Origin of the sequence: Chryseomicrobium sp. FSL W7-1435 (genome assembly GCF_038595005.1) — a bacterium.
GTDB lineage: Bacteria > Bacillota > Bacilli > Bacillales_A > Planococcaceae > Chryseomicrobium.
On record NZ_CP151997.1, the window covers coordinates 902488 to 925045 of the forward strand.

Consider the following 22558-nt stretch of genomic DNA (forward strand, 5'->3'; position numbering starts at 1 on the left):
CTTTCATCTCAGGTCTAAACGCATACATAAAAACAGTGCAATCACCAAAAAAACCAAAGGATGGTGTCGAATGAAAAGCTACAAAATGATCAAGGTAAGCGTTGCTACAGCATTAGCTGTAGGTATCATTGGTGTCAATGCTCCATTGTCAACAGGAGCAGCAGATGCTGACTTCTCATTAACGATTCTACACACGAATGACACGCACGCGGCTCTAGCAAATGCACCGAAACGTGCAACTCTTGTTAAGCAATTACGTGACGCAGTAGGAAATGAAAACAGCCTTTTACTTGATGCAGGTGACGTTTTCTCAGGTTCGCTTTACTTCAACGAGTTCCAAGGCCAAGCTGACTTAGAACTAATGAATTACATCGGGTATGATGCAATGACATTTGGTAACCATGAATTCGATTTAGGTATGTCAGAAGATGGTCACCAAGCTCTTGCTGATTTCGTAGCTGGCGCTGACTTCCCATTCGTAGCAGCAAATGTTGATTTTTCTGGTGATGCTAAATTTGATGGTCTTCAAAACATGACTTACACAGACGTGGCGGCAGATGGTCAAATTTATAACGGAATAATCAAAGAAATTAATGGTGAAAAAGTAGGGGTATTCGGTTTGACAACTGCTGAGACAGCTAACATCTCAAGCCCTGAAAGCGTAGACTTCACTGACTACATCGCTGCAGCAGAAGAAGCAGTCGCTGCTTTCGAAGACGCTGGCGTTAACAAAATCGTTGCTCTTACACATATCGGTTACAACGATTCTGCAGTATACGATAACGATTTATTACTTGCTCAAGAAGTTGCAGGGATTGACGTAGTAGTTGGCGGTCACACTCACACAGCTTTACTTCCTCCTACAATGTTGACAAATGAAACTTCTGGCGAGCCAGTAGTTATCGTGCAAGCAGGCGCAAACGGTTCATTCCTTGGCGACCTGGACGTATCATTCGATGAAAATGGTGTTATCACAGACCACGAAGGTATCCACCACCCCGTAAGTTCAGCTGTAGCTGACCAAGGGGCAACTGATATTTTAGCTCCTTACAAAACTATAGTAGACGCAAAAGGTGCTGAGTCTGTTGGCGCTTACGCAGAAGTATTCTTAAATGGTACACGTGGAGCTGGCGGTGTCCGTGCAGCTGAAACTAACCTAGGAAACTTAGTAACTGACGGTATGCTTGCAAAAGCACAAGAAATTGATCCGGAAACAGTAATCGCAGTTCAAAACGGCGGTGGTATCCGTAACTCAATCGACGTTGGCGACATCACTTACTCTGAAGTGTTAAGCGTAATGCCTTTCGGTAACTCACTAGCAATCATGGACTTAACGGGTGCTGAATTACTTGAAGCTCTAGAAGTATCAGTAGGAAGCTACCCAGCTGAGCTTGGTTCATTCCTATCGGTTTCAGGTCTTGAGTTCGTATTTGATCCATCAAAACCTGCTGGTGAGCGCGTTGTTGATGCCAACATGGTAACTGAAGATGGTCGTCTTCCAATCGAAGAAGATGAGTTCTACAAAGTAGCTACAAACACTTACATCGCAACTGGTAAAGATGGTTTCACATCTTTCGGTGAGGCGTATGCAGATGGCCGCGTTTCTGAGCCAGGTTTCGTAGATTACGAAATGTTCATCGAGTATGTACAATCTCTTGATATGGTAATGCCATTAATGGAAGGTCGTATCACAACTACTCTTCCATACGGTGACGTAAACCTACTTGACTGGGAATACCCATATGTAAATGACTTGTTTGCTCGTAACGTTATGACAGGTACAACTACTAACACATTCTCACCTGACAACACATTACCACGTTGGCAGTTAGCGTCTATGATGGTTCGTCTATTAGACCTTCCAACAGAAGACATTGCTGAAGAGGATATGGCACCATTTACAGACATCGCGGATCTTCCAATTGCTCGTCAAAACGAAATCCACGCATTGTATGCAGCTGGTCTAATCAATGGTCAAACAGAAACAACTTTCAACCCACGTGGTTTCATCAAGCGTTCACACTTCGCATTGATGGTTAACAACGTATTCTCAACTGGTTACTTTATGCCAGCAAATGATGTAGTCGAGTATCCATTCTCTGATGTAAGCCATTTACCAGAGATTGAGCTTGAGGCTATCTGGAACATGTACGAAAACGGAATCATCTCTGGTTACCCGAATGGTACATTCAAGCCAGGTGCTACAACGACTCGTGCGGAAGCAGCGCGCATCATCTCGATGTTTGCTCCTTACGTATCGTTCTACGATGCTAACTAATTAGTTTTCACAGACCCCTTCACCGGCAACGGTGGAGGGGTTTTGTTGTGCCAACAATTTCATCCACCTCCAGCTGATTCGTCTTCTTTATCAACTGACAAAGGAGTAGCAGATTAGAATAGTCCGCTGCCAACTATTGATTTCCTAATAAGTGCTAAAAACCAAAGATAGGCGATTCGCTTTTTGAGCGAATCGCCTAGCATTCTTCTTAGTACTTTCAAAAATCAATAGCTGTCATCGGAGATAACTCGATCTGCCACTACCTCTTAGGAAGTGGTAGAAATGATCAGCTTCTTTGTCGGCTTCGCCTCTACTTTTTTTGCTTGTCTCATGGCAACCTTTACATCTAGAATGAGGCGGGCTGTGCTAAGGCAAGGCCCGATTCAGCTTGTTAAGAAGCACAAACTAGGTCAGTGAGTTTGAAGAACAAGACAAGTAAACTCCTTGCAGATACACCTCGGTGATAGTATTTGATTTTGAAAGGTTAGAGAGGTAGCTTGTCTTTATAAGACTAACCAGCTGACCCAAACTGTGAATTGTCTCTCATAGTATCGGGCCTTGCGTTAGCACAGCCCGGCAGATTCCAGTAATAGCAAAGGGAAGTGAGGATTTAAGCAAAGCTATAGAGCCAGAGGCGACTATTAACCAAGTAGGCTGCACAACTTCCTAAAAATAAGTCTTTCAATAACTTTTATCTAACGGAAGCTGATCGTTTTCGGTCGAATGAAGAAGAATGTTCCCGGATTCGCTCCTTGAGCGAATCCGGTACTTTTCCTTTTTCACTTGATATAGAAGACGAATCAGTTGGAGTTGGATAGAATTGTTGATGACAGAGAAAAATCCATACAGACAATCTGTTTTTAGCACTTATTAGCAAATCAATCTCTGGCAGCGAACCATTCTAATCTGCCGCTACTTGTTTTTGATGACAAATCAACTAAAGCGAAATGAAATTCTTACTCCTGTACAACAGGCTCAGTCAAGGGATTCTGTGCTATACTTAAATGCGAACAAAGTTCACCATATTATGTAGGCATTGCCTTACAAAAATGCCAAAAGCAATCACAGAATATCTTAAATGCATGAAACATTCCACGTCCTAACGACGTCCAATACACTGTGAACAGACAATCCGACAAAATTCAGCACAAACTATCATCAAGAACCACTCTATCAAGGAGGAGACAGCCCCATGACTCGACGAAGCGCACAACGCAAAAAACGATTCGCCAAACGATTACTACCAATAATTATCTTGCCGCTTGTGCTCGTGATTGGCTATCTACTCGTGCAATCGTACTTTTTACCAGAACAACAAATCGAAAATGAAATCGTCGCCCCGACACCTGAACAACCTGTGGAGGAAACAGAAGAAGTCGAGGTGGAAGAACCCGAGCCGGAACCAGAGCATGAAGTGGAACAGCCCTCAACTCCTGTAGCCGAAGAACCGGCTGAGGAACAAGAGCCGGAATATGAATCCATCACAGAAGTCGAAGTAGTCGTCGATACTGAAAAAGCAAACGATGATGAAAAGGAAAACGAAGCCTCACTCGTACTAGCTAACGCAACAGGAGCAGTGTACACACTCTACTCAGCGGAAGCACAAGGATCTGGTTTTCTTTACAACACAAAAGGTGACATCGTCACTAATGCTCACGTTGTCCAAGACTCAACTGAAATCAGTGTTGTCAATGCGACTGGCCAAACGTTTACAGGCTATGTCATCGGTAAATCACAATCCGTCGACTTCGCAGTAGTTCGTGTGCCACAACTAGCTGGAAAAGAACCTCTCCAGATGGCATCCAGCATGGCAGCTATCGGCGATGATGTGACCGCCATCGGAAGTCCTCGTAATCAAGCGAACGTGGCGACGACTGGTAAAATCACTGCAACAAACGTCACGATTGACGATGGCTATTTATACGACCAACTATACGAAATGACCGCTCAAATCGAACCTGGATCAAGTGGTGGACCTTTGTTCTCGAATAAAACTGGTGCCGTCATTGGCATCAATTCCATTGTCCAAACAGCCAACCCAGCTATTGGCTATGCAATGCCAATTCATCTCGTGACCGGCCTGGCTGCGCAATATGTGTCAGAAGCCGATGAAAAAGGGGAAGACGCTTATCAGCCGGAAGAACCGGTCGTCGAACCGATTCAATTCACAGAAGAATTCTTGACAGCTTACACATTCGACTTCAATGAATCACTTTACTACTACTTAACAGACGAGGCCTTGTCTTATTACATCTACTTCTTCAAATCACAAGAAGTGGCAGACGCTATTATTCCAGCGTACCGCACAGATGTCCTAAGCAAAGCCGTTACACCGGAATTCCGTACACCGGTCATCCAGTCGATTGAAATCGGAGAAGAGAGCAGCACAGTCATCTTCGACGTCATTGTGGCAGATACGTCAACGGAAGAACCGACGCTTTACCAACGAACGTTTACGATGGAAGTCATCATCGATGAATTCGGTGACTACCGAATCAATAGCTTACAATAGTACGTCCCTTAGAGTCTGCATTTGCAGGCTCTTTTTTTATGAGTAAGTAGATTAAAAGAGTTCGCAGCAATAGTTGGTCTAAAATTTTGCTTCATTTTCATCGAAATTTAAGAGGGAGATTAGTGCACTCCTAAAATAACTATTGCGCATTCAATGTCAGAAAATTATAATGAATACATTGATGTTACGAAAGAGAGGGAATTGAGTGAACAAAAGTAGCTACGCAGTTCTAGGCAGCACCGCTTTAGCCCTAATGCTCTACGCCCAAGATGCAGAAGCCAGCACCTACCAGGTGAAAACAGGTGACTCCTTGTGGAAAGTAGCCAATACCCATAAAATCACAGTCGATCAAATCAAACAATGGAACAAACTCACAACCGATGTCATCTACCCGAACCAACAATTAGTTGTAGCCACGACGACAACGTCAACACCAACAAAACCATCGACAACAACGGCACCTGCTTCATCTGCCACTACATACACAGTAGTCGCTGGCGATTCGTTATCAAAAATCGGTGCTAACCATAAAGTATCGGTGTCCAACCTAAAACAATGGAACAAGCTAACGTCTGACATGATTTTCGTTGGTCAGAAATTGACCATTAATGGAGCATCGGTGGCAAATACAACACCGACACAACCCGTTCAGCCAACACAACCAAGCCAACCGGCACCTGCAACAACAACTTACATAGTAAAAGCCGGCGATTCGCTATCAAAAATTGGTGTCCAATATAAAGTGTCCGTCACTCAATTAAAACAATGGAACAACCTAACATCCGACATGATTTTCGTCGGGCAAAAGTTAACAATCAATGGTGGTTCGGCTCCAGCACCAAGTCAACCTGTACAACCGACTCAGCCAACACAACCGACAACACCTGTCTCGCAATCTACGTATACAGTAGTAGCCGGAGACTCTTTATCAAAAATTGCTGGCAAATTCACTACGACTGTTGCAAAACTTAAAGAGTGGAACGCGCTTCGATCAGATACGATTTATATCGGCCAAAAACTAGCCGTTGCAGGACCTTCAGGTAGCATCACACAACCTGTCGTAAATCCGGCACCTGTGACACCACCAGCACCTGCAAAGCCGCCAGTAAATGCATCGCAAGCAGAAAAAATTGTCTCTGTTGCTAAATCCATGCTTGGCGTCCCTTATGTATGGGGCGGATCAACACCTGCAGGTTTCGATTGCTCTGGCTTCATCTATTATGTGTACCAACAAGCGGGTATCAACATCCCTCGTACCAACTCAAAGGGAATGGACGCACGTTCGTATGACTTAAATGCACCACAAGTAGGAGACCTTGTTTTCTTTGCCAATACATACACATCCGGCATCTCGCATCTCGGCATTTATGTGGGCAATAACCAGTTCATCCATGCAGGAAGCAAGGGCATCACGATCACTAGCCTAAACGACTCATATTGGAAAAAACACTTTGATAGCTACAAGCGTTTCTACGCTGCAGATTGATATAAGATGTGGAGAACGTTCGCAACTCGATTTCAATAAGATGTGGAGAACGTCACGCAAGAAACTCCGAGAAAAGTAGTCTCGAAACAGAACTCAACATAGATAAGAACAGTAAGTTTCCTAGAATTTAATTCTGGAGAACTTACTGTTTTTATTTTTTTGTGAAACTTCTTCTAAAACTATTCGTCAAAATAGATTATTGGTAGCTATGTAAAAAACTAGCAAGGTGCTATACTCAACCTATCATGAGTTACAAAGAGGAGCCAGTTCACATGAAAATTTCAATGAAGAAACTAACAAAAGTAGCACTAGCTACAGCACTACTAACAAGCGCAGCAGCAACAACAGCCGCTGCTAATGGCGCGGAATTCTCAGACGTACCGAAAACCAATGTTCACTATGAAAACATTTACAACCTAACAGATCGCTCTATACTGAAAGGCTATCCAGATGGCACCTATCAACCCGAGCAACAGTTAACACGTGCAGAAGCAGCAGTCATCTTGGCTAACGCACTAAAACTGGATTCTTTAGATGCACCACGCGCTTTTTTCTCGGATGTGAAGAGAGGCTCTTGGTACTTTGAAGAAGTATCGCTTCTAGCTAAACATGATCTCATCACTGGCTACGAAAATGGCAAATTTGGACCGAATGATAAACTAACGCGTGCTCAAATGGCTACGATTTTAGCGAACGCCTACGATCTCTTTTCAGCATCAGACTTAGAGCTACCCTTTACAGATGTGGTGGAAGGTTCTTGGTACGATGAGTATGTGCAAGGAATGTACCGATTTGATGTGACAGCCGGCACCACACCTACGAAATTTGCACCAAACGACTTTGTCCGTCGTGACGAAATGGCTTCTTTCGTTGTGAACTCGGAAAAAGTGTCTGAAGAGGAGAAAATGGAAGAGTGGATGGCCTACAACGTCGAGTACTTCAATGCACTTGAAGGAAATGACCTTACAGTAGTGGCGAATACAGAAACCAACATCATCAACGTAACCATAGCACCGACGGATAGAAACTTTGAAAACTCTACCGTCTATGATTTCTTCTATTTGTTCTTGCCGATGGAAGAAAAGGTGGAAGGCATGTATATCAAAGGGAATGATTTGAATTTTGCTGACCCGAACACTGAAGAGTTCTTCTATTTCGAAATGTTGGACATGATGAACTTAGATTTTGTGAGTGATATCAATGGATTACATGGCAAGTACATCACGCTTGTTTTCGAGGGAATGTATGGTGAAAAGTTTGAGTACACGATCACTTTCAGAAATGAGTAATAGCAGATTAAACTAGTTCGCTACCAGAGATTGATTTTCTTACAAGTGCTAAAAACCAAAACTAGGCGATTCGCTTTTTGAGCGAATCGCCTAGTATTCTTCTTAGTACTCGGAAAAATCAATCCCTGTCATCGAAGAAAACTTAATCTGCCACTGCTTTTTAGGAAGTGGTAGAAGTAATCATTTCATTTGTCGGCTCCGCCTCTACTAGTCCTATGAAACTTAAAGCGTTATCGAGTTCCGGTCGCCAGAAATACGCTCCGAAATCAGTCGCACCCGCAGAGGCAACTAACGCCTCCACGGGTACGCCCGATTTTCTCGGAATTTCTAAAGTGGCAACCTCCACATCTAGGGTCAGGCAGGCTGTGCTAACGCAAGGCCCGACTCAAATCGTGAAAAGTCACGGTGTAGGTCAGCGAGATTGAAGAACAAGACAAGTGAACTTCTTGCAGATACACATCGATGATATTTTTAATTTTTGAAATGCTCATAAAGCTGATTTTTATACAAATAACCCGCTGACCTCAACTATGTTTTATCTGTCCTAGTATCGGGCCTTGCGTTAGCACAGCCCGGCAGAGACTAGTAATAGCAAAGAGAAGTGAGAAATTAAGAAATGCTATAGAGCCAGAGGCGACTAATACCCTAGTAGGCTTCACAACTTCCTAAAAAGAAGTCTTTCAACAACTTTTATCTAACGGAAGCTGATCGTTTTCCATCGAATGAAGAAGAATGGTGCCGGATTCGCTCCTTGAGCGAATCCGGCGCTTTTCCTTTTTTACTTGATTCCGAAGACGAATCGGCTGGAGGTGGATGAAATTGTTGATAACAGAAAGACCTGTTTTTTTAGTCCTTGCTTGTTAGGAAATCAATCTCTGGCAGCGGACTAGTCCAATCTGCTACTTCTATTTCACTTGATTCCGAAGACGAATCAGCTGGAGATAGATAAACCTGTTGATAATAGAAGATTAGCTTTTTCGGTCTTTTTGGATTGAAGTGGTAGCTCTAGATAGATCAAATTGTTGATAAAGGAAAGAAAGATTTATAGTTTATTCTTAGCCAGTCACCTAGTAGTGTTTAGTGAAACTTATAAGAAAATAAATTTGCGGCAGCGAATTAATCTAATTTTTCTTACAAAAACCGCTACTAAAACCAAGCCCCATACCACATATGTCGAAAAACCGAAAATATTTTCAACATTCCCTACAATTTCCTTATTTGTTATGGTACGATGTACTATGAACAAAACACTAGTCTAAAGGAGGAACTACCCAGTGAAATTTTCTACGAAAAAAGTCACAAAGGCAGCTTTAGTAGCAGCTATTGCGACATCGGCATTCGCTACATCGGCATCAGCTGATGGCCACTCATTCAGCGACGTTCCACAAACAAACGTTCACTATGACAATATCTTAAACCTTTCAGGTCGCGATATCGTCTCTGGTTACCCAGATGGTACATACCGTCCAGCTAACCACCTAACACGTGCTGAGGCAGCTGTGATTCTTTCTAACGCTTTAATGTTAGATACAACTGACTACGAAGATCCAGAATTCTCGGATCTTAAAGAAGGCGCTTGGTATTATGATGAAGTAGCAGCACTAACAGAACTAGGTATTCTTAACGGATACGGCAACGGCAAATTTGGTCCTAACGACAAATTGACACGTGCTCAAATGGCTTCAATCTTAACATTTGCTTACAATCTGTATGCACCAGCAACTACTCAAATTCCATTCAATGACGTTCCAACAACTAGCTGGTACTTCTCTTTCGTACAGAACTTGTACTTCTATGATGTAACTGCTGGTACAACAGCTACAACTTACTCACCAAACGCATTCGTTCGTCGTGATGCTATGGCTTCATTCGTTGTAAATGCTGAAGAGGCTGACACTGAGTTGAAAGTTGACACTGCTCTTCAAGTAGGAGTAGAAGATTTCAATGATCAAACTCGTCTTCCAATCAAGACTTCATTTGATCAAGATTTAAATGAAGTAAACGTAACTGTTTACAACACAGATTTACAAATTAAAGACATCATGGACACTAACCTATTCATGATGATCCCTTACTATGATTTATACTCTGCAACTGTTTCTGGTTCAAGTGTAGAATTATCTGAAGCTTCTCCAAGCGAAGCTCGTGCAGCAATTATCTCTGCACTTGGTTTAACTGAAGAATCAGATATGAATGAACTTGCTGGGAAAACATTAGTATTCTCACTTGAAGATTATTGGGGCAATGCGTTCCAATACACATTCACTTTCTCAGGATTCTAAATCGAACGCACAAAGAGCCTTAGTCCAAAAGACTAAGGTTCTTTGTTTTTTTACAGATTAAACCATAGAAAATGACTTTTGGAACATGATACTAAAGAATCGATATGCTATACTACTAGAAGCAAATTGATTCAGATAAAGGAGATTGTCATGAAAAAAGTCTTAAAAATTGCGGCCATCGTCATTGGTAGCTTGGCACTGATTATCGGTGGGTACGTACTTTATATTGCCAAATTCAAAGAATACGATGTAGCAGATACAGAAGTGGATGAAATTGTACGTGAGCCTTACGTCATCGAATTACCAGATGGCGGTACGCTTGAAATCGAAGAAGACGGTACTGTAACAGAGAAGGATGCAGAAGGAAACATTTTGACGGTTTCACAAGCACCTGAAGATGCAGAGGGTACTGTCGTGGCATCAAACAATAGCTCATCTGCGGATGGGGAAGAAGATAGCGACTCTTCTGAGTCAGGCGGTTCTTCAACAGGAAGCACAGGTACAACAAACTCAGGGACGTCATCTAATGGCGCTTCAGGTTCGACTGGTGGCAGTGGCTCATCAGGATCAGGTAGCTCAGGTTCGACTGGTGGCAGTGGTTCATCAGGTTCCGACTCGTCTGGTTCAGGTTCTTCAGGATCTGGTAGCTCTGGTTCAACAGGTGGAAGTGGTTCTTCTGGATCGGGTTCAGGCTCTGGATCTGGATCAGGAACTAGCACAGGTGGTTCATCTGAAACTTCGACTATGACAGTCTCTGAAATCAAAACAAGATACAATCCAGTATTTGCTGGTCTTGAAGCACAAGCAGAAGAGCGTTTGAACGCTCTAGTTTCTCGTGCAAAAGCAGAGTACACAACAATGCAAGCTAATGGCGAAAGCATTGATTATGGATATTTCTATCGCAAGTATTCAGCAGCAGCAGCTAATTTAGAAGCATCAACAGATGCAGCTTTTTATTCAACACTAGCTGTCGTACAAAATGTATTTGTCGCTAATGGTTTTAACAAATCGTATGCGGCTGACTATGAAACTCAGTACAAAGAGCGTAAAGCCGAGCGTCGCTCAGAGCTTATGAGTCAAGTAACTGGCGGATAATTTCAATCAGAACCGACATCTCCTATTTGGGAGTGTCGGTTTTTTCTGTTTTTAACAACTTCATCTCACTCAGCTGATTCGTTCAAGCCTCAGAAGCAATGCCAGATTAAATTAGTTCGCTGCCCGTGATTGATTTCCTTCTAAGTGCTAAAAACCAAAGCTAGGCGATTCGCTTTTTGAGCGAATCGCCTAGCATTCTTCTTAGTATTCACAAAAATCAATCCCTGTCATCGAAGAAAACTTAATCTGCCACTGCTTTTTAGGAAGTGGTTGAACTGATCAAATCCATTGTCGGCTCCGCCTCTACTTATTCTATTGATCACCAAAGTATTATCGAGTTCCGGTCGCCAGAAATACGCTCCAAAATCAGTCGCACCCGCAGAGGCAACTAACGCCTCAACGGGCACGCCCGATTTTCTCGGAATTTCTAAGAGTGGCAACCTCCACATCTAGACTGAGGCGGGCTGTGCTAACGCAAGGCCCGATTCAGCTTGTTAAGAAACACGGTCTAGGTCAGCGAGTTTGTAGATAAGGACAAGTAAACTTCTTGCAGATACACCACCAGTGATATTTTCTGATTTTGAAATGTTTAAAAGCAAGCTGATTTTATGCAGCTAACTCGCTGACCTGAACTATGTTTTTTCTGTCATGGTATCGGGCCTTGCGTTAGGACAGCCCGGCAGAGACTAGTAATAGCAAAGGAAAGTGAGAAGTTAAGAAAAGCTATAGAGCCAGAGGCGATTAAAAACTTAGTAGGCTGCACAACTTCCTAAAAAGAAGTCTTTCAACGACTTTTATTTAGCGGAAGCTGATCGTTTTCGGTCGAATGAAGAAGAATGGTGCCGGATTCGCTCTTTGAGCGAATCCGGCACTTTTCCTTTTTCACTTGATAAAGAAGGCGAATCAGTTGGAGTTAGATAAAAATATTGATGAGAAAAAGATATTCAGACAGTCTGTTTTCCGTACTTATTAGGAGATCAATCCTCAGCATCGGAATAGTCTAATCGGCTACAATTTCTCTTGCTAAAATTCACACCCTATCCAACAGAAGAAAAAATTTCAAAAAACTGTATTATTACCAAAAACATTATGCTACTATTATTTTTATATTTTATAAGAAAAAGGAGATAGAGAAATTGAACATTTCATCAAAGAAGATCACACAAGCAGCTCTAGCAGCCGCATTAGCAACAGGGGTATTCGCAACAACAGCATCAGCAAACGGAGCAACTTTCTCAGACATTCCAGAAGCAAACGTTCATTATGACAACATCTACAACCTGGCAAACCGCAGCGTCATCACAGGTTATCCAGACGGTACATACCAACCTGCTCGCCAACTGACACGTGCAGAAGCAGCCGTTATCTTAACGAACGCTTTAGATCTTGACACTTCTTTCGTGGAGAACCCTGGTTTCCCGGATGTGAAAAAAGGAGCTTGGTATTACGAGGAAATCGCGATCTTAGCGGAATACGGTATCATGAACGGGCACACCAATGGTAAATTTGGTCCTAACGACAAATTAACGCGCGCTCAAATGGCATCAATTCTAACAGCAGCTTACTACCTATATCCTGCAAACTTCGTGGAAACACCATTCACGGACGTAGTGGAAGGCTCTTGGTACGATGACTATGTACAAGCACTTTACCACTTCGGCGTAACATCTGGCGTTTCAAAAACAAAGTTCGCACCAAACGACTTTGTTCGTCGTGACGCAATGGCGTCATTCGTTGTGAATTCTGAAAATGTTTCAGAAGAAGCGAAGTCAGAAGAGTGGATGTTAATGCTTGCAGAAATGTACAACGACAACAGATACAACCCAATGAAGGCTTCAGTTGATACAAAAACTAACACAATTACAGTTACTATTGCACCTACTACGCGTCAAGCGGACTTGATTAACACGACGGAATTGTTCTACTCCATCATTCCGTTCTATGATTTCGCTTTCGCATCAGTAAAAGGGTCAAATTATGATCTATCTTGGGAAGATTATGAAGAAGCAACTCGAGAAATCTTCAAATCACTTGGTGTCAGCGATGCAGCTGATCTCAATGAGGTTGGAGGAAAATCTGTAACGTTCACGTTTGAAGGCTGGAACGGTGAAATGTTCGAATACACAGTAGTTTTCAAAAACCAATAATACTTTCTAAAGCATCGGCCTAGCCGGTGCTTTTTTCTTCCACTAATCACCTCGAAACTCAGAGCAAGTCACAGATTAGACTAGTTCGCTGCCCGTGATTGATTTCCTTCTAAGTGCTAAAAACCAAAGCTAGGCGATTCGCTTTTTGAGCGAATAGCCTAGCATTCTTCTTAGTACTTCCAAAAATCAATCCCAGTCATCGAAGAAAGCTCAATCTGTTATTACCTTTCAGGAAGTGGTAGAAATGACCAAACCCTTTGTCGGCTCCGCCTCTACTTATTCTATTGATCACCAAAGTATTATCGAGTTCCGGTCGCCAGAAATACGCTCCAAAATCAGTCGCACCCGCAGAGGCAACTAACGCCTCAACGGGGACGCCCGATTTTCTCGGAATTTCTAAGAGTGGCAACCTCCACATCTAGACTGAGGCGGGCTGTGCTAACGCAAGGCCCGATTCATATTGTGAAGAATCACAATCTAGGTCAGCGAGCTTGAAGAACAAAACAAGTACACTCGGTGTAGATACAACCCCAGGGATGATATTTGCAAAAGTTATTTCGCCATAGGTCTATTTATTGTTATCTACTGAATTATAACGAGCTAAACTCATTGTTTTTTGATTTTGAAATGTTAATAAGCAAGCTGATTTTATGTAGCTAACCCGCTGACCTCCACTTTGTCTTATCAGTCATTATATCGGTCCTTGCGTTAGCACAGCCCGGCAGAGACTAGTAATAGTAAAGAGAAGTGAGAAGTTAAGGAAATCTTTAGAGCCAGGGGCAACTATAAAATATGTTAGCTGCACAACTTCCTAAAAAGAAGTCTTTCAACAACTTTTATCTAACGGAAGCTGATCGTTTTTGGTCGAATGAAGAAGAATGGTGCCGGATTCGCTCCGTGAGCGAATCCGGTACTTTTCCTTTTTCACTTGATAAAGAAGACGAATCAGTTGGAGGTGGATGAAATTGTTGATGACAGAAAGATATCCAGACAGACAGTCTGTTTTTCGTACTTATTAGAAAATCAATCCTCGGCAGCGAACTGGTCTAATTTGTCACTTCTCTTTAGTATGGACGAATCAGCTGGAGGTAGATGAAATTGTTGCATAACGAAATAAGACGGTTTTCTCTCATTTAAACTACTATGAAACTAAGAAATCCTTACGGATTTTAAACCCCAAACACCCCCTCATTTTAACTCTATAATTCGACTTAAAGTCGAAATTCCAACCATCACAAAATAATGACATAAATACTACAAACCATTTACAAATATTCTTTACACTTTTAAATAACCCCTGCCTTTCGACTTAAATTTCGAAATAACAGGCCTATTTTGTTTAATTTAATTAACTTTATATTGCAATCTAGCTTCATTATGGTAAATTATGAATTGTTGGACTATTTTGAAACTAGAAATAGGGGAACGAAAAACTACTTAGGGGGAACATGAGTGAGCAAAAAGAAAAAAGCTTTGCTAATGACCATGGCTTCATCATTAGCAGCAACGACAGCACTTACTGGATTACCAGTTGCACAAGCACAAACTGTCGACAATAACCTGATGGATACAAAAGTCCTCGCGCCACTGGCAACTCCGCAAAAAGCACTACCGAAAATTCCTGCGAAATTTGAACAACCGGCTGACGTAAAAGAAATCGTCCGCGTCATTGTTGAATTAGACAAAGCGCCAGCGATCGCTGAAGCAACAGCACAAGGGTTGAGCTACAAAGATTTATCGTCTTCATCAAAAGCATCTGCAGAAGCTGTTGTTGAAAAACAACAAGTAGACGTACAAGTAGCTATGAAAAAAGCAATTGGCAACTTTGATATCAAACAATCTTTCACTACCGTATTCAACGGGTTCTCCCTTGAAGTAAAAGCAGGCGACGTAGCAAAAATCGCTAAGTTAAACGGAGTAAAAGCAGTTTTCGAAGCAACAGAATACAAACGTCCTGAAGTGAAACCAGAAATGGTAACTTCTAAAGAACTTGTGCAAGCACAGCTTGCATGGGATAAATATGACTACCGTGGAGAAGGCGCAGTTGTTGCTGTTATTGACAGCGGGATTGACCCGGCCCACAAAGATTTCGTCCTAACAGATGATGCAACAGGTGAGATCACTTCTGAAGAAGTATCAACTCACGTATCAGCTGGTGATATTTCTGGAGGGAAATACTTCTCAGCGAAAATTCCTTTCGGTTACAACTACATGGATGACAACCAAGAAGTACGCGACATCGCTCCTGGCGCTTCTATGCACGGGCAGCACGTATCGGGTACAGTTGGAGCAAATGGTGACGAGTCAGACGGCGGTATCCAAGGGGTAGCACCAGAAGCTCAGATCTTAGCAATGAAAGTATTCGGAAACGATCAGAACTTCGGTTCTACATTCGGTGACGTGTACGTAAAAGCAATCGACGATTCAATTAAACTTGGCGCTGACGTTATCAACATGTCACTAGGTGCTACAGCTGGATTCGTAGATAACTCAAACCCAGAACAACAAGCGGTCGCTCGTGCGAAAGAAAACGGTCTCATCGTTTCAATCTCTGCGGGTAACTCAGATATGTTCGGTTCAGGCTTTGACTACAATGATGCATCTGACCAAGATTACGGTCTAACAGGTTCACCATCAGTTTCTGAAGGTTCTCTAGGTGTTGCATCATTTGAAAACACTGACATCGCAGCAGTCGGCTTTAGCTATGCAGCAGATGGAGTGGACGCTGGAGAAGCCATGTTCTTACTTGCTAATGATGTACAGCCAGAAGATGGCGTTAACTATGAAGTTGTTTACGCTAACCTTGGCCAAGTAGCTGATTTCGAAGGACTTGATGTAGAAGGCAAATTTGTCCTAGTTTCTCGTGGAGCTATCGCTTTCACAGAAAAAGGCTTAAATGCACAAGCAGCTGGTGCAGCTGGAATCATCGTTCACAACAATACAGCTGGTACGATCAACATGGTATCTGATCCAGCAATCCAAATTCCTTACATGTCATCTCTACAAGCAGATGGCTTAGCAATGAAAGCGCTTATTGACGGTGGAGCTGACGTAACAGTTCGTTTTGATGGCGAACTTATTTCTACTCCAAACCCAGAAGCAGGCTTGATGTCTTCGTTCACGTCATGGGGTCCAACACCAAACCTTGATTTCAAACCAGAGATCACAGCGCCAGGTGGAAACATCTACTCGACAATGAATGACGACAAATATGGTTTGATGAGCGGTACGTCAATGGCAGCACCTCACGTAGCTGGTGGATCTGCACTAGTATTCGAACGTGTTGACAATGACTTCAACCTTTCTGGTTATGACCGTGCACAACGTGCTAAAAACTTGTTGATGAATACAGCTAAACCTGTTGTCTTTGATGAGTATGATGGCATTACTGAACTAGTTTCACCACGTCGCCAAGGTGCAGGGATCATGCAACTAGCTAATGCACTTGAAACAGACGTAATCGTGTATGAAAATACAACTGGTGAAGGTAAAGTAGCGTTAAAAGAAATCGCTGACGGTCAATTCACATTCACATTGACGGCTGAGAACTTCTCAGACACGGCAAAAGAATATGACGTTAACCTTCAATTGCAAACAGATTTCGCAGCTGGATTCAGTGGTCGTACAATCACTGCACCAAACGAAATCGGTTCACTTGTTCTAGAAGAAGGCGTTCACTATACATCAGATGCGCCTGAAACAGTTACAGTGGCACCAAACAGCACGCAAGAATTCACAGTATCTGTTGATGTAACTGCTGAGCCAGAATTGATGGAAATCTTCACAAACGGTTTCTTCTTAGATGGATTCCTGCAATTAACGGATTCAACTCCTGAAGAAGGCGAAACAGAAAACTTACCAACATTGACAGTACCGTTCTTCGGCTTCAATGGTTCATGGGATGCTGCACCAATCTTCGATGAAGACTTCTGGTTGGATACTTCGAAGTGGGGCATGCAAGGGACTATCGCAACGAGAGAAGGGAACATCGTTCCTGGTAAAACGTTCGCAGATGAGTCATATGACGAAACAACAGTTGCGTTCTCTCCAAACGGTGATGGCGTATTCGATACAGCTCTACCAGTATTCACATTAAAACGTAACGTCAAAGATTTCCAAGTGAACATCCTAGACAAAGACGGCAAGAAATTGCGTACAATCGGTACAAGCAAAAACTTACGCAAGCACTATGATCCATCAGGTAGCTCATTCACGTTCAACCCACTGTATGCATGGGACGGGAAAATCAACGGCAAAGCGCCAGTTGAAGGCGAATACCAGATCGAAGTCAAAGCAGTTATCGATTTCCCTGGTGCTGAATGGCAATCAAAAGCGTATCCAATCAAGCTAGACGTAACAGCTCCTCAGTTATCAGTTGATGTGGATACAACTGAACAAACGATGGACTTGAATGCATCTGACAACCTTTCAGGTGTTGATGTAATTGAAGTTTACGTAGAAGATGCATTAGTGACAACATTAATCGCGGATGAGACAGGTGCAGTTGAAGCATTTGACTACACAGATGTAACACCAGGCGATGATGTAACATTTGTAGCGTATGACGTGGCAGGTAACGATACGGAAGTAACAAAACGTGTGGCTTCAACTCCATACGAAACTAATGTACCGAACATCAACTGGTTGACTCCAGATTACCTAGCATTCTTCGATTCTTCTGAAGTAGAATTCACAGGAACAGTTTCAGATGACTCAGGTGTTATCGCAGTTACTGTTAATGGTGAAAACGCTGATGAGTTCGACGGCACAAACTATGCACACACATTGACACTTCCTGATGGAGTGCACAAAGTGAAAGTGGCAGCTACTGATGAGCACAACAACACATTCGATATCCAGCGCCAAGTTGGTGTCGATACAACAGCTCCAACATTAGATGTAACGGCTATTCCTAAATCAGCTCCACTAGAGACGGAAGTTGTTACTGCAGACATCCAAGTCGGCGATAACTTCGATGAAGTACGTGTCTATGTGAACGGGGACGAAGTGTTCTTCAACGAACTTTCTGAGCCATACGAGTTGAAAAACTACTCTGAAACAGTTGAAGTGGAACTTCCATTAACAGAAGGCGTCAATGAATTCGAAATCAAGGTAGTGGATGTTGTCGGTCTTGAAACAGTAGAAAACGTGACTGTGAAACAATCAGCAGACCACGGTGTTACTGTAATTGACGTAGAAGACATTCAAGATCAATTAGAAGATGGTTCTGGTTATGTATCATTGAACCTTGACGATCTTACAGACGGCGAGACAACGACAGTTGAATTGACGAGAGAAGCAGTTCAAGCAATGGTAGATGCAGGCTATTCATTCGAATTGATCTACGGTGAAGGCGCAAGCTACTTCTACTCTTACGAAACTCTTGAAGCATGGTTAGCAGCAGACGCTGAGCGTTATGTGATCTCTGTAACGAAAAACGGCTTCATCGATGCTTCAAATGAAGTGGCTACGAAACTAGCAGGCGACTACACACTTGAAGTAGGTCTGAAAAATGGAAGCGAAGTTACTCCAGTTACAGATCTGGCAGGTATGGTCTATGTCATGCTAACACTTGATAAAGAAGTAAATGATTCACGCAAAGCAGCAGCTTACCACATTGCTGATAACTTAGCACAAACGTATTCTGGCGGATTTGTCTTCGAAGATATCATTATCTTCCTAGCTAAGAAAACAGGTACGTACACAGCTTATGAGAAAAACGTAACGTTCCCAGACATCTCAACTCACTGGAGTAAAGACTATGTGGAAGTGTTAGCATCACGTACAATCATCGCTGGTAAAACAGATGTATCTTTCGCACCGAATGACAATGTGACACGTCAAGAGTTCGCAGTATTAGTCTCTCGTTCACTAAGCTTGCCATTAGGTGAGTACGAAGGTACATTCACAGACGTAACAGAAGCAAACGCTTGGAGCTACCAGCATATCGAAGCAGCATACGAAGCAGGTATCATCAGCGGGCGCACAGATACAACGTTTGACCCAACTGCTCAGATCACTCGTCAAGAAATGGCGTCTATGATCGTTCGTGCAGCTGAATACCAATTCCCAGGATTCTTAGAAGAGTTTGACACTCGTCACAAATTCGTAGATGATGCAGAAATTGCTGACTGGGCTAAAGAGCATGTGAAAATCGCATACGATGCAGGAATCATCAACGGTCGTCCAGATAACTCATTCGACCCACGTGCAAATGCAACGCGTGCAGAATCAGCAACTATGCTGTATATGCTTCTTACAACTTTAGGCGAATTTTAACTCACCGAATCCAACCCCTTGAGCTCATTTAGCTCGAGGGGTTGTTTTTTGTCTTCTAGATGTGGAGAACGTCACTCAAGAAAGTCCGAGAAAATCAGGCGTGGCAAGTGAGGCGCTCTTGGCCTCGGTTGGTGCGACTGATTTTGGAGCGTCTTTCTGACGTTCGCAACTTGATTATATTTAGATGTGGAGAACGTCACTCAAGAAAGTCCGAGAAAATCAGGCGTGGCAAGTGAGGCGCTCTTGGCCTCGGTTGGTGCGACTGATTTTGGAGCGTCTTTCTGACGTTCGCAACTCGATTCCATTGAGTTGTAAACACAGCGCGCCCACGGAATGCAGCCCTGGAATGGAACTCAACTTAAATTCTGAGGAACAGTTGATTACTCCTACCTAACGCAAAAATCGACCTTTTTAGACAATTCACTCAAAAATCTGTTAATCTTTGACACCCGCTATGCTATACTAATACGAGTAGAAAACGAACACTAAAGGAGACTCGTCATCCCATGGAAGAAACCATCAGCTTGCAAGAATTGTTCCAGGTTCTGAAGAAACGTATCTGGATGATTCTTTCACTAATGATCCTCGGCATAGCAACAGCCGCTATCATCAGTTATTTCTTTATGACACCTGTTTACCAAGCCGAAGCCCAAATCCTCGTGAATAAGAATGAATCCTCAATGGAAGTACCTCAGTACACCTCTCAGGACATTCAAACCAACTTGCAATTGATTAATACATATAACGTCATTATGAAGACACCTGCAATTCTATCGATTGTTATCGAACGTCTAGACCTCGATACAACACCTGCAGCTTTGAGTAATGCGATTACCGTAAACAGCGCGCAAGACTCACAGGTCATTAACCTGGTCGTACAAGACACAGAACATTTCCGGGCAGTCGATATTGCCAACACAACAGCGCAAGTGTTCCAAGAAGAGATTGTGGACTTGATGAATGTTAATAATGTCAATATCTTGTCACCAGCTGAACATAATGAAGACCCAGCTCCAATCAAACCAAATCCAGAACTAAATATGGCAATTGCCGCAGTGGTTGGTTTAATGCTTGGTGTGGGTATCGCATTCTTGCTTGAATACTTAGATACAACAGTGAAGACAGAACAAGACATCGAAGAACTTCTTGATTTGCCAATCCTGGGCTTGATCAGTCCGATTCCAGAAGTTGAAGTCGATCCATCTGCAATGCAGTCTCGTAGGAAGAAGGTGTAACCATGGCGAAGAAACCAAAGTTTATCGTAGAACAATCGCGACAAGTCGTCGTGGAACGTAGCCCAAAATCGATTATCTCTGAACAGTTCCGTACTGCCCGTACAAACATAAACTTCTCAGTACCTGCTGGGGACTTGAAGACACTTGTTTTCACGTCATCAGTCCAAGCAGAAGGCAAATCGACCGTATCTGCCAACTTAGCTCACTTATTTGCGCAAGAAGGCAAAAAGGTCCTGTTTATCGATGCGGATATGCGGAAGCCGACACTTCACTTGACGATGCATACAGAAAACACCAATGGCTTGTCGAATGTGTTAACGAAGCAATCAACTTGGTCAGAGACCATTCACCCATCAGAAGGCACACCGAACCTCGACTTCATCACGAGTGGGCCAGTGCCACCAAACCCAGCAGAGCTATTAGCCTCAAAACAGTTTGATGACATGGTGGAAGATTTGACACGTGAGTATGACTTGATTATCTTTGATGCGCCACCATTATTATCTGTCACAGATTCTCAAATCCTGGCCAACAAGTGTGATGGGACTGTGCTCGTGATTTTAGCGGGTACAACGCAAAAAGATAGCGTGAAGCGTGCAAAAGAATTACTAGATTCTTCCCAAGCGCACATTTTAGGAGTTGTCCTAAACAAATTCAAGATGGAAAAAGATCACTATTACTACTATCAGTACTATGGTGCAACTGAGAAATAATCTTTAATAGACTAGAATAAATCGTATTTATAAAATTTAGTAGTTATCAAGTTGAGTGGAGTGGAGGGACTGACTCCAGTGGGATCAAAAGTCGGAACGTGAGACCCCGCAGGAGCTTGCGACGAGGAGACTCACGACGCGCCCACGGAAAGCAGTCCAGGAACGGAACTCAACGTAACTAACATCAGTAGTTTCTCTGGAGTGCGATCTAGAGGACCTGCTGATTTTTTTTAAACAATGAAATAAAGAGATAACACACACTATTTGAAGAATTTGTCGATTTATCACTGAAAAAAGTCCTATCATCTACCTAATTCTGTATGATATGATAAAACATGTACAGATAAAAGTATGACGCTATTTAAAATCAGGCAGGAGGAACCACCATGATCGATATCCATTCCCACATTATTTGGGGCGTAGATGATGGACCATCTACAAAACAAGAAGCAATGGAGCTTATTCGATTGGCAGCAAAAGAGGGAATTGAACAGATCATCGCGACTTCGCATGCACTGCATCCCAATTTTCATGCAGATATAACTGAAGTAGAACAAAAACTACAAGAGCTACAACAAATGAGTGACGAGGAGCGACTCGGGATCACGCTCTATAGAGGACATGAAGTTCGCATTACAGAAGATCTAGTGGAACAGATTCGTACCAAACAAATAGCGCCTCTTCATACATCTACATATGTTTTAGTAGAGTTTCCATCAGGGACGGTGCCGCTATTCACTCGTGAGATATTGCGTCAGCTAGTACAAGCTGGGTATAGACCGGTCATCGCTCATCCAGAGCGCAACAAAGTATTCGCGAGCAACACGAAGAAACTTCGAGAGTTGATTGAAGCTGGGGCTTTTGCGCAAGTGACGGCGGGCAGTGTATCAGGAGACTTTGGAAAAGAGATTCAACGAATCAGTCTAAAAATGATAGATGAAGGCTTAATACACTGTTATGGCTCAGATGTGCATGATAAAAAAGTGCGAGCGTTTTCATTTGATAAAGGACTTTCGTATCTGGAAAGTAAAAATCGACAGGATATGGTGGAGTATTTCTTGGAAAATAATGAAAGGATACTTCAAAACAAAAATCTTTTGATAATTGAACGAAAAGTCTCGTTTATAAAAGAAAAATTTGCTTTTTTATCCAAAAAGTAATAATTGTCATAAAAACGTAATATTCGACTTTTGTCGAATCTTGCGGTTTTTTTACTGCATCTGGGAGAAAATGCGAGTATTG

Annotated in this window: 12 protein-coding genes; all 12 read left to right on the forward strand. The window is 42.7% G+C overall.

The window, feature by feature from the left end; translation table 11 throughout:
• The first annotated feature begins 70 nt into the window (after nucleotides 1-70).
• Nucleotides 71-2278, forward strand: coding sequence for a 5'-nucleotidase C-terminal domain-containing protein (locus tag MKY84_RS04770; RefSeq protein WP_342528142.1), 2208 nt, complete (start codon nucleotides 71-73; stop codon nucleotides 2276-2278).
• Nucleotides 2279-3470: 1192 nt separating this feature from the next.
• On the forward strand, nucleotides 3471-4790 hold the full coding sequence (locus MKY84_RS04775) for a serine protease (protein ID WP_342528143.1): 1320 nt from the start codon (nucleotides 3471-3473) through the stop codon (nucleotides 4788-4790).
• A 205-nt stretch (nucleotides 4791-4995) separates the two neighbouring features.
• Nucleotides 4996-6276: a LysM peptidoglycan-binding domain-containing protein gene (locus MKY84_RS04780; RefSeq protein WP_342528144.1), complete on the forward strand. Its 1281-nt coding sequence runs from the start codon at nucleotides 4996-4998 to the stop codon at nucleotides 6274-6276.
• Between the two features lie 272 nt (nucleotides 6277-6548).
• On the forward strand, nucleotides 6549-7565 hold the full coding sequence (locus MKY84_RS04785; protein WP_342528145.1) for an S-layer homology domain-containing protein: 1017 nt from the start codon (nucleotides 6549-6551) through the stop codon (nucleotides 7563-7565).
• A gap of 1274 nt (nucleotides 7566-8839) precedes the next feature.
• The gene (locus tag MKY84_RS04790; protein WP_342528146.1) at nucleotides 8840-9847 is read left to right on the forward strand and encodes an S-layer homology domain-containing protein; all 1008 of its coding nucleotides are present in this window, start codon (nucleotides 8840-8842) and stop codon (nucleotides 9845-9847) included.
• A gap of 150 nt (nucleotides 9848-9997) precedes the next feature.
• Complete coding sequence (locus MKY84_RS04795) at nucleotides 9998-10942, forward strand: hypothetical protein (RefSeq protein ID WP_342528147.1); 945 nt, start codon at nucleotides 9998-10000, stop codon at nucleotides 10940-10942.
• 1136 nt (nucleotides 10943-12078) lie between these two features.
• On the forward strand, nucleotides 12079-13089 hold the full coding sequence (locus MKY84_RS04800) for an S-layer homology domain-containing protein (RefSeq protein ID WP_342528148.1): 1011 nt from the start codon (nucleotides 12079-12081) through the stop codon (nucleotides 13087-13089).
• A 792-nt stretch (nucleotides 13090-13881) separates the two neighbouring features.
• The gene (locus MKY84_RS04805) at nucleotides 13882-14052 is read left to right on the forward strand and encodes a hypothetical protein (RefSeq protein ID WP_342528149.1); all 171 of its coding nucleotides are present in this window, start codon (nucleotides 13882-13884) and stop codon (nucleotides 14050-14052) included.
• A gap of 489 nt (nucleotides 14053-14541) precedes the next feature.
• Nucleotides 14542-19368 (forward strand): S8 family serine peptidase, encoded by a 4827-nt coding sequence (locus MKY84_RS04810; protein ID WP_342528150.1) that lies wholly within the window; start codon nucleotides 14542-14544, stop codon nucleotides 19366-19368.
• Between the two features lie 506 nt (nucleotides 19369-19874).
• On the forward strand, nucleotides 19875-20603 hold the full coding sequence (locus MKY84_RS04815) for a Wzz/FepE/Etk N-terminal domain-containing protein (RefSeq protein WP_342528152.1): 729 nt from the start codon (nucleotides 19875-19877) through the stop codon (nucleotides 20601-20603).
• Nucleotides 20604-20605: 2 nt separating this feature from the next.
• Nucleotides 20606-21316, forward strand: a complete 711-nt coding sequence (locus MKY84_RS04820; protein WP_342528153.1) for a CpsD/CapB family tyrosine-protein kinase — start codon at nucleotides 20606-20608, stop codon at nucleotides 21314-21316.
• A gap of 386 nt (nucleotides 21317-21702) precedes the next feature.
• Entirely contained in the window at nucleotides 21703-22476 is a 774-nt protein-coding gene (locus MKY84_RS04825; RefSeq protein ID WP_342528154.1) for a CpsB/CapC family capsule biosynthesis tyrosine phosphatase, read from the forward strand.
• Nucleotides 22477-22558 lie beyond the last annotated feature (82 nt).